The 13,767-nt window shown below is 41.7% G+C and carries 10 protein-coding genes and 2 tRNA genes; 6 read left to right on the top strand and 6 right to left on the bottom strand.

The genetic code is table 11. From position 1 onward, the window contains the following. Positions 1 to 35: 35 nt before the first annotated feature. The gene (locus FKX85_RS15015) at positions 36 to 1,052 is read left to right on the top strand and encodes a DUF481 domain-containing protein (RefSeq protein ID WP_141615508.1); all 1,017 of its coding nucleotides are present in this window, start codon (positions 36 to 38) and stop codon (positions 1,050 to 1,052) included. A 165-nt stretch (positions 1,053 to 1,217) separates the two neighbouring features. Here the strand turns inward: FKX85_RS15015 and FKX85_RS15010 are convergent, their stop codons facing one another. Together FKX85_RS15010 and FKX85_RS15005 are read right to left on the bottom strand one after the other, a co-directional pair. Then, the gene (locus FKX85_RS15010; protein ID WP_141615507.1) at positions 1,218 to 2,936 is read right to left on the bottom strand and encodes a membrane dipeptidase; all 1,719 of its coding nucleotides are present in this window, start codon (positions 2,934 to 2,936) and stop codon (positions 1,218 to 1,220) included. 3 nt (positions 2,937 to 2,939) lie between these two features. After that, on the bottom strand, positions 2,940 to 5,708 hold the full coding sequence (locus FKX85_RS15005; protein WP_141615506.1) for a S8 family serine peptidase: 2,769 nt from the start codon (positions 5,706 to 5,708) through the stop codon (positions 2,940 to 2,942). Positions 5,709 to 6,052: 344 nt separating this feature from the next. Here FKX85_RS15005 and FKX85_RS15000 point away from each other — a divergent pair, with 344 nt between their 5' ends. Next, complete coding sequence (locus FKX85_RS15000) at positions 6,053 to 6,262, top strand: hypothetical protein (RefSeq protein ID WP_141615505.1); 210 nt, start codon at positions 6,053 to 6,055, stop codon at positions 6,260 to 6,262. A 187-nt stretch (positions 6,263 to 6,449) separates the two neighbouring features. Then, positions 6,450 to 6,884 carry a DUF417 family protein gene (locus FKX85_RS14995; RefSeq protein ID WP_141615504.1) on the top strand — a complete coding sequence of 145 codons (435 nt, stop codon included), beginning with the start codon at positions 6,450 to 6,452 and terminating at the stop codon, positions 6,882 to 6,884. Between the two features lie 148 nt (positions 6,885 to 7,032). Here the strand turns inward: FKX85_RS14995 and FKX85_RS14990 are convergent, their stop codons facing one another. The 4 genes from FKX85_RS14990 to FKX85_RS14975 all read right to left on the bottom strand — a co-directional run bounded on the left by FKX85_RS14990 (position 7,033) and on the right by FKX85_RS14975 (position 9,406). Beyond that, a complete protein-coding gene (locus FKX85_RS14990) occupies positions 7,033 to 7,215 on the bottom strand; it encodes a hypothetical protein (RefSeq protein ID WP_141615503.1) in 183 nt (60 codons plus the stop codon). Positions 7,216 to 7,383: 168 nt separating this feature from the next. Then, positions 7,384 to 7,465 (bottom strand) — tRNA-Leu (locus FKX85_RS14985). Positions 7,466 to 7,678: 213 nt separating this feature from the next. Further along, the gene (locus FKX85_RS14980; protein WP_141615502.1) at positions 7,679 to 8,749 is read right to left on the bottom strand and encodes an agmatinase family protein; all 1,071 of its coding nucleotides are present in this window, start codon (positions 8,747 to 8,749) and stop codon (positions 7,679 to 7,681) included. A gap of 177 nt (positions 8,750 to 8,926) precedes the next feature. Continuing rightward, the gene (locus FKX85_RS14975) at positions 8,927 to 9,406 is read right to left on the bottom strand and encodes a SixA phosphatase family protein (RefSeq protein ID WP_141615501.1); all 480 of its coding nucleotides are present in this window, start codon (positions 9,404 to 9,406) and stop codon (positions 8,927 to 8,929) included. A 160-nt stretch (positions 9,407 to 9,566) separates the two neighbouring features. Between FKX85_RS14975 and topA the strand changes: the two genes are divergently transcribed. The 3 genes from topA (at position 9,567) to FKX85_RS14955 (ending at position 13,383) form a co-directional block, all read left to right on the top strand. Beyond that, on the top strand, positions 9,567 to 11,888 hold the full coding sequence (topA, locus tag FKX85_RS14965) for a type I DNA topoisomerase (RefSeq protein WP_141615500.1): 2,322 nt from the start codon (positions 9,567 to 9,569) through the stop codon (positions 11,886 to 11,888). A gap of 316 nt (positions 11,889 to 12,204) precedes the next feature. Further along, positions 12,205 to 12,894 carry an SIR2 family NAD-dependent protein deacylase gene (locus tag FKX85_RS14960; RefSeq protein WP_141615499.1) on the top strand — a complete coding sequence of 230 codons (690 nt, stop codon included), beginning with the start codon at positions 12,205 to 12,207 and terminating at the stop codon, positions 12,892 to 12,894. A gap of 400 nt (positions 12,895 to 13,294) precedes the next feature. Continuing rightward, a tRNA-Ser gene (locus FKX85_RS14955) sits at positions 13,295 to 13,383 on the top strand. The last annotated feature ends 384 nt before the right edge of the window (positions 13,384 to 13,767 follow it).

The raw sequence follows: 13,767 nt of genomic DNA, 5'->3' as shown, positions 1-13,767 counted from the left end.
CTTAAAAGCTAATCTTAAATTAAAATAAACTAGTTTTGAAAAAGTTATTTACCTTTTTGATGCTTACGTTTTCCTTTTATGCAGCATTTGCCATGGACGTAAGGGATTCTCTTATCTTTAAAAATGACAACGTCATCGTAGGCGAAATCAAGTCCTTGGATAAAGGAGTAGTAACTATAGAAACGGATTATAGTGACAGTGATTTCCAGATCGAATGGCAAGAAGTAAAAGAAGTCTATTCCAAACAAAACTATCTGATCACACTCATGTCGGGAGAGCGCCATAATGGTTCACTCTGGACCTATGATCCTACTCATGTGACACTGCATCTCACTTCTGGAGATAGCCTAAAGGTCAGGATTGAAGACATTGTATACTTTAAAACGTACGAAGATGAGTTTTGGAGCCGCTTGTCCGCATCCATTGATTTTAGTTATAGCTTTACCAAAGCCAATAATTACACCCAAGCGGGAATTAGAAGTTCCTTGGGCTATGTGGCGTCCAGTTGGTCAGCAAATGCAGGATATAACCTCATCCGCTCCAATCAAGACGAAGTCGAACCCACCAGAAGGGAAGATGCCAATCTGAACTATAAAAAATTCCTTCCCCGCGATTATTATGTTCCCGCGAATTACGCATTCCTATCAAATACAGAACAATTGATCGATGTCAGAAGTACTTTTTCAGCCGGTCTCGGTAAATACCTCGTACATACCAATGACTCCTATTTGGGTGTAGAAGCAGGTATATCCTATTTGAATGAAGTCTACACTACTGATGATCCTAGCAAAAACAGTATGGAGGCTTATCTTGGGGCTGAGCTCAATTTATATGATGTAGGTGATCTTACCCTCTTGACCCGGGGAATGGTGTATCCAGGTATCACTGAAGGAGGAAGATGGCGTATCGATTACAATATTGACACCAAGTACGACTTACCTTGGGACTTGTACTTCAAAGTGGGCTTCACACTGAACTATGACAACCAGCCTGTCGAAGGAGCCGGAAAAGCGGATTACGTACTCCAAACAGGTGTAGGCTGGGAGTTGTAGGCTACGTTAAAAGTTTTTTGAACAATAATATCATAAAACCCGGCCTTTCGAAAGCAATAACTTCAGGAAGCAGTCGATTTTACCAAAGACAGATTGCTTCATTTATCAGTAAATCGTATAAAAATGCCTTAAAGAAAAACCAATATTTCGCCACCGCCTCCTTATCTATTCTGCTACGGAGGCGGCGTTCATTACTTCTTCCAACTTCCCTTCGGACCAATTAGTTAAAAAACGTGCAGTAAATCTCAATCCATTGGTAAAAGTGAATTTCTCAATCGCCTCCTCTAAAAAGCTTGCATCTACCGCTCCGTTCTCATTATATTTCAGGCCATTTACATCTTTATTGAACAGGTGATACTTGTCAGCAAGAGGTAAATACTGTCTGAGGGCATTGTGAATTCCTCCTAACTTGGTGATGTCTTCAAATCCATTGATCGGATTGATCAGACCATCAAAATCAGAACCAATACATATATGGTCCCACGGTGAGGCCCCCTCATGCCAGGGCAATTTCTCATAACCCAATTTTACGGCATGTATGATATGAAGGCACAATAGCATTACATGACGTTCTTCTTTGGTAGGAAGAAGCTTTAACGTCTGGGTAATCCCCTCTTCTCCTGGCATCTTCCCTTCCTTGAATAGCTTTTTAAACTCATGGTAAGAAACGTGTTCCTTTTCATAATACTTGTCCCGAATAGAATCCAGTGCGGGGTTAGAAGCCCCCAAGATGCGTTGGTCAAGGCTTATCCCCATCATACCACCTGAAGCCATGATTTCTACGATCTCTTCATCAAAAAGGTTGATTGTCCACGGATTGGCATAGAGCCCTTTGTTAATCTTATCATCCGTACGGCCGATCTTTCTGTTCTCAGGTGCTATCATGACCGCTCTTCCAGCCTGGGTATCATGGACATATGACCTATAAGATTGACTGTTTAGGTAATGGTCAATCGAAGTAAATGTAAATCCCGTGTGACTGGACAGGATTGGCAGGCGGCTTACGTTGGGATTCCCTTTTGCCAGCTGGTCCTTAAACCGGTAGTACGCCAGGCGAGTGTATAAGCTCATGTGTTTTACATCAATGAGCACAGCCCGTGTAGGATGCATCAAACATTGACGTATCAGTTTCTTTCCTATCTCTGTTAATCCTAACCCGACGGTAGGTATAAAGTGATCACTCCTGAAGGCTATTTGTGAAAGCTTGTTGACCCCTTGGGCAAAGCCTCCGAGCCGTTGCTCTGGAATATCGCTGAGGTGACACAGGTTCATGGACATAAAATCTACCTCCTTCATCTCCTGAACGTTCTTCATTTGATTATGGGGATTTTCTGAAAGAATACAGGCTTCATTACCTACAGGGACATCAGACAGGTTATGTCCTCCTTCTATAGCTAGGGCAAACCGTCTTTTATCCCCCGCGGTGAGCAAGGTTTCTATCTCACTGATAGACTTTCCTTCAAAATCACTTCGCTTCAAAAATTCAATGTTAAAAGGAGCTTTAAATAGCTTATCAAAGCTCTTTTTATGCTGCTCCACAATCTCCAAAAAATCTTTCCAATAGGTGGTTTGATGGTGTTTTATACGATTAAAAATATGGTCGTTTACAGGAAGAATAAAAGAGAAATCCTTGTCGCAAATATGCAATATCCGCTCCGCAAAGGCATATTCCACACTGCTGAGTGAAACCACTCCAAGATAGAGTAAACTGTCCTTGACCTGCGAAGGAGACGACTGGCTGTCGAATGAACCGCCTACAAAGTCGTTCAGCACTTTCGCTACTCCCTTGGTTTTAAAATCCTTGTTGAAATCAAGCTTTAACTTCGGATCTGCGATATAGTGTTTAAACAACAAATGAAAATGGAAATCAAATATCTTCTGCATGGCTCATTTCTTTAATTCAGATTCAATTTTTTGATGTACGTTGGAAAACAGCTCCAGAAGGTCTTTTTGGGATAAATCACCTGTTGATTCCAATGCGCCTGATGTGCTGCTGGTCACCAAGGTCCGTTCCAGCATTTTGGAGTAATCAGAGAGTTCTTCTTGGCCAGGAGAATTGGATTCTTGGCCACCTCTAGGGATGCCAAAGGCCCATCCATGGATTCTATTCCAAAGGGTCTTCGCCATTTCTCCATAAGCCTGGGTCACTTCACCTAGCCTGCCTTCATCTGTATTTTCATAGGCATACTCCAGCTTATCCGGTTTTTCGGGACTTGTTTTGAGGAGCTTCTCCACATCCAGAATACCATGGCCAAAGCCCACCTTGGGAAGACGATTCTTCCTTCTGGCCGAGACATCCATGGCTTTCCGAAAGGCTTCCACCTTCTTCCAGCCCGTATAACTGCCATTGCTCAAAACATCCTCATACTTGGCCAGCCAAAGTGCCGCAGCCGCGGCTACATGAGGGGTAGCATAGCTGGTACCATTACCATATGAAAATGATTCTTCTGGTTTTTGGTTGTTTTTAGGCTCCAGAAAAATAGGTACATAAACATCTTCTCCAGGTGCTGTAATATCTACGGTACTGCCACGGCTAGACCCTTTCCATTCCTCATCCATGGGATTCGAGGCCGCCACAGCGATCGTACCTGGATAGACCGCTGGTGCCACGACCACCTGCACTGCATTACCTGCGGCGCAGCACCAAATAATACCGGCATCATAGGCCTTTTTGGCCATGGCTGCGGTGGCCATTGTCGGCGGGAGCCCCAAACTCATCGAAATAATCGGATAACGCTGGGCGATGCAAAGATTCAATGCATCAGCTAACTCCTGCTGCCTTCGGATCAATATGACACTTTTGCAAATTCGGTAAGGGATCAATTTGAAGTCAAATTGCGCTAGCAAACCGGAGTTTCCATTTTCATCGATCAATGTGACCTCATTGCCAATAAGCAAGCTACCCGTACGAGTCGCGTGACCAGGATGTTTCAATATTCCAGCAGTAAAGCTATCCGCAGCGTCATCGTCCCGATCGACAAAATCCATATCCAATTCTTTATCAAACCCTCCATCAACCTTAGCATGGGTGGTAAACCCGGTGTCAAATTGGACGATCTTGATTCCTTGATCCTTCGGAGAAATAACCTTTTTATCAGCAAGAACTTTATCAAAAGAAGTAGCAAACCAATTCCACTTACGATGATATTGTGGGGACTTATCCAGCACATAGACACTCTGTCGTTCATCCCGATATTTTTTTAGAAACTCACATTCATTGGGCTTACCATATCCGTCTTCTACTATTCCTTCATACTTGGAACGGACAGGATCGCCCTGGTCATTTCCTGTGTTGAGATGAAGGGGGATGTCCGTTTCCACATTAATAATCCCAGGAATCGTCGAAAGATTTCTGGCTTCATCTTCAGTATTGCCCAACACGGGAACATTTAGTGTAAACAATTCAACATTATCCGCTGCAGCAAAAGCGGGCATGGATAATTTGATAACAGGCTCTTCTCCGTACCTGGCTCCTAATATATCACTTATCGAACGCAACACTTTCGGATTATTTCTCGCAGTGAAAATATAATCTTGTCGCTCTTGAGTGGATAATTTCATGGTTTGTTTGGGCTTTTGATCTTTGGATGGAAGAGGGATTGGCGATTTTTTAAAAACTGCTTCTTTATGCTTATTCTCCGTATTAATTTCACCGTGGCTCATTTCCGTCTTGTGCAATAATTTTCTTTTAATCTCCTGCATTTCAGCAGGCAATTCCGCATTAGTTAAAGCATTGATTACCCTACTGATCTTTATTCCCTCGTTCCCTATCCAATCGATTTCTTCATCTGGGGTACTGGCAGTGGCAATCTCACCTGAACGGGTAAGTATCCTGTTTTGACTATCCGTCCTAGGAAGACCTGCATGATGAAGGGCTATGATTTCACCTGTTCCCAACGCCACTACCATGGATCCCGAGGAACCGGGCAGTGTGTCACTTTCATAGACAATCCTCGTTCTGGTTTCAGAAAAGAAAGCAGTGTTTTTAAGGACAATTTTTTTTGGCATTCCCTTTGGATGCTGAATAATCACGCAGGATTCACCTTTAATGATCTTTCCCCTTATACCGTCCAGATAAATTGGCTTTATAGTGGATAAGGATATATCCTCTTGACTTTTTTCTGCCACAGCAATCATTGTGAAATCCAAACCTGAATAGGGAATTTCAGGTGCTGCCACATAAGAGGATGTAAGGAAAAACCGCTCGGCGTCAAGCTGGAAGGAAAAACTCTTTTTTATATTTTTATCCCTATCCAGTTCGTAATTAAATTCCGCCAACATTCCATGTGCACTTTCCGAGCTGTCTATAACGTGGTTATTGGTAATGATGACATTATCGGATATCAAAAAACCGGTCCCAAGTGGCCGCCCATGTTGTGTGATTCGGCAGACCGCCTTGGAAAGAGCAGAAAGCATTTCTAGAATATAGCTATCCTGAAAGTCTACCCCCCCATTGATCCGCTCCATGATGATGGGCATCTCCCCTTCCTCGCGTGCCATACGGAGTTTCACCCTCTCCAGGTCATCTTCCAAGCTTAAGAGGGGGATTTCCTTGGCCTTTACTTTTAGTAGCTTCTTGGCTGCTTCCTCAAATACAGGTTGGACTTTCCCATAACGATCAGCAACATATTCCATTAAACTCCAACGCGTCACCATACTTAATCGAATTAGGTAAAAACAACTATCTATACAGGATTATCTGATGAAAATGGACAAAGTCCACAAACCCCGGGTGTAGTCCACTTTGGAAATAATAGCAGACAATAAGCCCCGAACTCAAAGTGTGGTGTTAAACGTGCAGTTATATTATCTCTAAGTTAAATGATTTTGTACTATTAAAAAATACCAAATACATGGTATTTAATTCATTATTAGTCTATTATAAGATATATCGGTTCGAATTAATTCCAATATTTATATGATTATAAAAAAATTGGTACAAGCTTTGTACATATATCTATCAAATTGAATCTAAACACTAATCTTTAACTATTGAAGCTATGAAAAAGGTATTAGCATTATTCGCGGTAGCAGGAATGCTATCACTATATTCCTGTGGTAATGACAAGAGTGATGACGCAGAAGACAAAATGGAAGAAGCCGGTGATGCCGTAGAAAACACTATGGAAGACGCTGGTGAAGCCGTAGATGACGCTGCTGATGATGTAGAGAAAAAAGCAGAAGAAATCGAAGAAGAAGTAAATAACTAAGCTTAATCATTACATGATTAAAGTCATTAAGGTGCCAATTTTTTGGCACCTTTTTTTTATTTTCAAAAAAATAAAACACCACTCCATAACCAACTATCATTAAGCAACTTAAATATGTTTATTTTTACCATAAACAGTTAATTAAAACTATAAGTCATTATTATATTATTAACCTAAACTAGTACAAATGTATCCTTCTAAACTACTCGAAAAAGTTGCCTATTTCATTGGCATCGCTGGACTCGCCATTCCACTCCTTTGGATAGGTGTTTTCAAGTTTGCACCTACTGAAGCAGCCGCTATCAAACCGCATGTAGAAAACCATTTTGCCATGGGATGGCTCTACAGTTTTTTCTCTGATCAAATGGTCTCTAATATCATTGGATCCATAGAAATCTTGGTGGGGATTGGACTGGTTTTATCCATCTGGATCAGGAAAGTCGGGATGTACGCTGGAATAGGTTCCACCGTTATTTTCCTGTCGACAATTTCATTCTTGTTTACCACACCTGGGGTTTGGAGATCAGTGGATGGGGTACCCGTGACAGATTTTTTTATCATCAAGGACATTGCCCTATTATCATTATCGGTCTGGGTTTGGGGCAGATGCAGCAGTAACTAAAAAACCAAAATGATTTTGCTTAAACCCCAACTCTCCTACTGGGGTTTATTTTGGGGCAAGCGGAAAAATTGGGGGAAAACGAGATTGCTTCACTCCGTTGCTCTGCAATTTATACTGATTCTATAATCTACACATTACTATTGCTAAATTAAAGAGAAATATGCTTACCAAAACCACCTGGAAATCTCTCATCTTCCAGAAATATTGCTTGCCCCTCAAAATGTGCTAAAAAGGAGGCAAGCGAAAAAGTTGAGGACATGAATCCCTTTATTTTAAAAGGATTTCTTTTTTGCCACAAAGATTCTAAGACCCAAAGCTGCTTGTTTTCCATGAAATTTGGAATCCGCCTACAAAACACTTCGTGTCTTGGCGACTTCGTGGCGACATACCAAATGAATATAAATCTTCTCCCGCCTCCAGAAATATTGCTTGCCCCCCTATTTTGACCAACCTTAATGCACAAAAAAATCCCTTTCCGAAATCAGAAAGGGATTTTTTGTGCGGACGAAAGGACTCGAACCTTCATGCCCGAAGGCACTGCCGCCTGAAGACAGCGCGTCTACCAATTTCGCCACGTCCGCATGACTGAGGCTATTTCATTAATTTGGAACGCAAAGAAATAAACAAAGTTAGCGTAAAGCAATGCTTTACTGAAAATTATTTTTCACTTGTAAAGAAACCTATTGAGCCTCAGCTGTTACACCATTTTCGCCTTTTTCCAAATGACCAAAGGCCTGTCATCAGGTACCAAGAGAGATGACAGGCCTTTGATCTAATAAAAAAGGATAAAGGGATTATTTCCACCATAGTTTGCCCTGAGAGATTCCCATCAGGTTGGTCATTCTATAGAGCACTCTAGCACCTACATTACCATCCCATTCACTCTCTCCTTCTCCGGGTGCTACTTCCACCATATCAAAACCAATGATCTTACGGCCTGATTTAACAATCAATTTCATCAAATACATAACCTGGTCCAGTTCAAAACCTCCCGGAACTGGTGTTCCGGTATTGGGACAAAGTTTTGGGTCAAACCCATCAATATCAATCGTAATATAAACTTCTCTAGGCAGTGAGGCTATTACTTGATCACAGATGGTTCTCCAGGTTATTCCTTCATACAACTGCTCCCTAATGTGATGATCATAGAAGGTAGTGATTTTATGATCACTCTCTATTCTATCGGATTCTTCTTCACAGTAATCCCTTACGCCCACCTGTATGAGTTTTTCCACTTGTGGAATTTTTAAAAAATTATGTGAAATGGAGGCATGTGAATATTTAAATCCTTCATAATTATCCCTCAAATCAGCATGAGCATCGATTTGAAGGACCCCAAAACTGGCATAACGCTCAGAAAGCGCCCTGATAAAACCCAAAGGAGTGCTGTGGTCCCCTCCTATTAAAGCCAACAACTTGCCCTGATTTAAGTGATCTTTTGCCGTCTCATAGACCCATTCATTCATGCTTTCACAGGCCTTATCGATCAATGCGGGCACTGCACCAAAACGCTCCATTTCCTCCTTTGGAGATCCCCGCTCCAACCAATCAATATAGTTTCCAGCTAGAATCCTGTACTTCGTATTATTACTGTAAACCTCTTCCGGGATGGGCAGCATGTGGGTTCCGATGGTCCACGCATCTACGATATCATCTTGAAAAAGATCTACTTGCGAGGAAGCCTTCAATATGGCTTCAGGGCCATCTGCAGTACCAGGGGAATAAGAGACCGTCACTTCCCATGGTACAGGTAAAATAATTATTGAAGCAGTTTCCTCATCAAATGGCAATCCAAAAATACTTCCCTGAGAGGCTACTCCATTAGGGTCAAATCCATCAATTACTTTTTGTTTCTTTGTAGTCATATTTATTTCAAATTTATAACTGCCAGATATGCTGTCACATATGATTTGGACGACAGTTAACCTTAAGTATAATTTACATTAAATTTGGTTTTCACCCAAACAATGAAACAATATTTACAAATTATTGCTTCAATAGTATAATCAACCGAAAAAATGTTCGTTTCGCTAAATTTAAGTTTACTGCAAAATTTCCACCAGATTCCCCATTCCCCTGGTTATGGCGATTTCCCAAGCATCTACTTCAAAATCCACCATGGCCATCATGCCTGGCTGCAGGCTAATAAGATACTCTCCGGTAATAAATGACAGGAAAGCACTTATCCCGGGATTATGACCGACCACCATTACCTTATTATATTTGTTTGGTAAACTTCCACAATAGTCCAGGATCGTTTGAACATCGGCCAAATATAAGGAATCAAGAAATGTGCATTCATCAGTTTGGATAGCCTTTAGTACTATCTCGGTGGTTTTATATGTCCTTACCGCTGTGCTCGAAATAACAACATCGTAATTCAGGTTCCGCTCCGCCAAAACATTTGTGAGCCTTTCTAGTTTTAATTTGCCAGCGGATGTTAATTTTCGGGAGAAGTCTTTCTCCTGACCATGACCATATTCCGCTTCCCCATGTCTCAATAAAGTTAGTACCTTAGTCATTTGGGTTAGTGTTAGATTAAAAATTATTACAATACTACAATAAAATAACCGTGCCAAAAGCAATATGAGATGGATTATTATTTGGAGGAGAATATAATCGCTTCTATTTTTGGATTTTGTTGAGGACAGCACTCAGCACTTCAAGTAAAGTAAAACCATTATGCCAAAAAATCTAGTCATTGTCGAATCTCCTGCCAAAGCCAAAACAATCGAAGGCTATCTTGGTAAGGACTATAAAGTAACTTCCAGCTACGGACATGTCAGGGACCTTCCCAAAGGAGACAAGGCTATAGATATAAAAAACCACTTCAAACCAACCTATGAGGTAACTTCAGATAAGAAAGAAGTCATCAAACAGCTAAAGAAAATGGTAAAGGATTCTGACACCATCTATCTGGCAAGTGATGATGACCGTGAAGGAGAAGCTATTTCATGGCATTTGAAAGAGGTGCTAAAACTCGATAGTGATAAAACCAAGCGGATTGTCTTTAGAGAAATCACAAAAAATGCCATCACCAAAGCGATCGAAAACCCCAGAAATATAGACATCGATCTGGTCAATGCCCAGCAGGCCAGGAGGATTCTGGACAGGCTCGTGGGTTTTGAACTATCGCCTGTGCTATGGAAAAAAGTAAAAGCCGGGCTCTCGGCAGGTAGGGTACAGTCAGTTGCAGTGAGGTTTATTGTGGAAAGAGAACGGGAAATCGATAAATTCGAGTTCAAATCCTCCTACAAGGTTACGGCTATATTTAATGTCAAAGGCAAAGAACTGAACGCAGAACTTCCAAGGAAGTTTGAAACCCAGGAAGAAGCAGAAGAATTTCTGAAAGTTTGTCTTGAGGCAAGTTTTTCCATCAAGAACCTTGAGAAAAAACCTGCCAAAAAGACTCCAGCAGCACCCTTTACCACATCTACACTACAGCAAGAAGCCAGTAGGAAATTGAGCTTTTCAGTGGCCCAGACCATGACCTTGGCCCAACGGCTGTATGAAGCCGGTAAAATCACCTATATGAGGACAGACAGTGTTAACTTGTCCCAAGAAGCCATGGAAAGTGCCCAAAACCAGATCATGTCTGCTTTTGGTCCAGAATATCATAAATCGCGAAAATACACTTCAAAGTCAGAAGGTGCCCAGGAAGCGCACGAAGCCATCCGCCCTACTGATTTTGCCAATGAAGAAATCTCCGGAGAGAGAAATGAGCAGCGTCTCTATGAATTGATCTGGAAACGGGCCATCGCCTCACAGATGGCTGATGCCCAACTAGAGAAAACACTAGTGACCATCGGCATCAGCAATTCAGACCTCACCCTTAGTGCCAGCGGTGAGGTGATCAAATTTGAGGGATTCCTGAAGGTCTATTTGGAAAGCACAGATGATGAAGACGAAGAGGAAAGCAATGAAAATAGAGGGCTATTGCCTCCTTTGACCATTGGTCAAGACCTTGATCTGACCGAGATGAAGTCCCGCCAAAGCTTCACCAGGCCACCGGCTCGTTACACAGAAGCTTCTCTGGTGAAGAAATTGGAAGAAATGGGCATTGGCCGTCCATCCACCTATGCCCCTACCATTTCTACCATCCAAAAACGTAATTATGTCATCAAAGAATCCCGTGATGGCAAACCAAGGGATTATATCGAAATGGTGATTAAGGACGGTGCATTTAGCAAAGCTGAAAAAACAGAGCACTACGGCTCAGATAAGAACAAACTCTTCCCTACCAATATAGCCATGGTGGTGAATGACTTCTTGGTGGAACATTTCCCCAATGTCATTGATTATAAATTCACTGCAAAAGTAGAAAAGGAGTTTGATGATATCGCCCAGGGTATCCAGCAGTGGGACAATATGATCGGGAATTTCTACGGCAAGTTTCATAACACCGTAGAAGAAGCCGAAACCGTTGAACGTGCCAATGTCAGCTCTTCCAGAGAGCTGGGCAAAGACCCCAAAACCGGCAAGCCAGTAATTGCACGGTTGGGCAAATTCGGTCCGCTCGTACAGATCGGTGATCAAGATGATGAAGAGAAGCAATTTGCAAGTCTTAAAAAAGGACAGTTTATCGAAAACATCACCTTGGAAGATGCCATGGAGCTGTTTAAATTACCACGGGATGTCGGAATGTTTGAAGACAAAAAAATTGTTGCGGCTATCGGACGATTCGGCCCCTATATCCGCCATGACGGGAAATTTGTTTCCTTGGGAAAAGAATACGACCCATTAAGTGTCAATGAATCGGAAGCTATCCAACTCATTAAGGACAAAAGAGAGGCGGATGCCAAAAAGCACATTAAGACATTTGACGAAAATCCAGACATCCAAATCCTTAATGGACGCTGGGGGCCTTATATCAAATTTGCCAAAAAGAACTATAAAATCCCCAAGGATAAAGTAGCAGAAGACCTCAACTATGAAGAGACCATAGAGATCATAGAAAACCAGCCGGAGAAGAAAAAAGGCAGGTTTGCCAAAAAGAAAAAGTAAAATAAAAACCGGATCAGCATGTATCCGGTTTTTTTGCTTCCTACCCCATGCTATCTATGATTTGGCATAGGGAAATCGCTTTTAAAAAATAAAAATTATATTGTTCATAACTCCTGAATAACGGTAATTCCAACATGGGACAGCATCTTTTTTGCTGTGGTCTTAACTTATGGGATTTCTCCTTTCGCCGTAATGACAAAGCAAAAATATTTATCAAAATGGTGTAAGTAGTGAAATATGCAGTCGTTCAACCAAAAACTATTTCCCAGAGATTCCATGCTTTTTCACAAATGAAAATCCATAAGACTCAATATCAATGGAGAAAAAGAAACTGGTAGCATTAACCGGTGCGGGCATATCCGCAGAGAGCGGGATAAAAACCTTCAGAGACAGTAACGGACTATGGGAGGGGCATGATGTCATGGAAGTAGCTACTCCAGAAGGCTGGCGAAAAAACAAGAAACTGGTACTGGACTTTTATAACCAACGCAGAAAACAATCCCTAGAAGTCGAACCCAATGGTGCCCACTATGGTTTGGCAGCGCTAGAAAAGGACTTTGATGTCACCATCGTCACCCAAAACGTAGACAATCTCCACGAACGGGCCGGATCCTCCAATGTCATTCACCTCCATGGTGAATTATCAAAAGCTCAAAGTACATTGGATCCTGCACTGGTCTATGAACTGGACCATTGGGAAATTAAACTTGGCGACAAATGTGAAAAAGGAAGTCAATTAAGGCCGTTCATCGTTTGGTTTGGGGAGATGGTACCCATGATGAAATCAGCAGCTATAGCAGCCCAGGAAGCGGATATTTTTGCCGTCATCGGCACATCTATGCTTGTATATCCTGCGGCTGGTCTGATTCAATATACCTCACAAGACATTCCCAAGTATATCATTGACGTCAAAATCCCGGATATAGGTCATGTCTCTAATTTAATTACCATAGAAGATATAGCCAGTTTAGGTGTTAGTAAGATGATGTCAATGATAAAAGCATAAGCCAGAAAGAATAATCGCTATCGACAATCTATTGCTCTCCACTATGGGCTTCGGAACTTGATGAAGGATATGAACTTTTCCATTCCAAGAAATATGATAACACCGAGATTATAAAATTGAACTTTCACTACTCATATCAGGAAAAAGAAAGATTCTCATTTACATAGAAGGGGCTTAAAATTTTACCCATTGATCCACAGAAACTTAAGTAAACATCCATTATAAACGTTAAAAATATCCACCTATTTTGCCTTAGGAGGTTTGCTTTAGTGGAAAATTATCCTTTATATTTGCAACGCCTTTAGGGAAACAAACGAGAGTATTCCGGCAAATTCAGAGTAAAAGTGAGTGATTTTAATCATTCGTTGCGACCACTAAAACGTCGGATCTAAATTACTATAGAGAGTTGGGTGAGTGGCTTAAACCAGCAGTTTGCTAAACTGTCGTACGGGTCAAACCGTACCGGGGGTTCGAATCCCCCACTCTCTACAAAAGGATTCTAAACGGAATCCTTTTTTTAGTAATAACGTAACCTTTTGGTGATAAACGACTTAGTATGGGAGCAATAGCTTTTGTTTGTCAAAGAACAATGGGGATTTTGAACGAAAATCCCACTCATTATAATTTCGGGGTGTAGCGTAGCCCGGTCATTGCGTCCCGATTGGTATCGGGAAAGTCGCAAGCTTGTTAAAAAGAACAATGGGGATTTTGGACGAAAATCCCACTCATTATAATTTCGGGGTGTAGCGTAGCCCGGTCATCGCGTCCCGATTGGTATCGGGAAAGTCGCAAGCTTGTTAAAAAGAACAATGGGGATTTTGAACGAAAATCCCACTCATTATAATTTCGGGGTGTAGCGTAGCCCGGTCATCG

The organism is Echinicola soli (genome assembly GCF_006575665.1).
Classification (GTDB): domain Bacteria; phylum Bacteroidota; class Bacteroidia; order Cytophagales; family Cyclobacteriaceae; genus Echinicola; species Echinicola soli.
The sequence above is the reverse complement of the archived record's forward strand: the minus strand, read 5'-3'. Positions and strand labels throughout refer to the sequence as shown.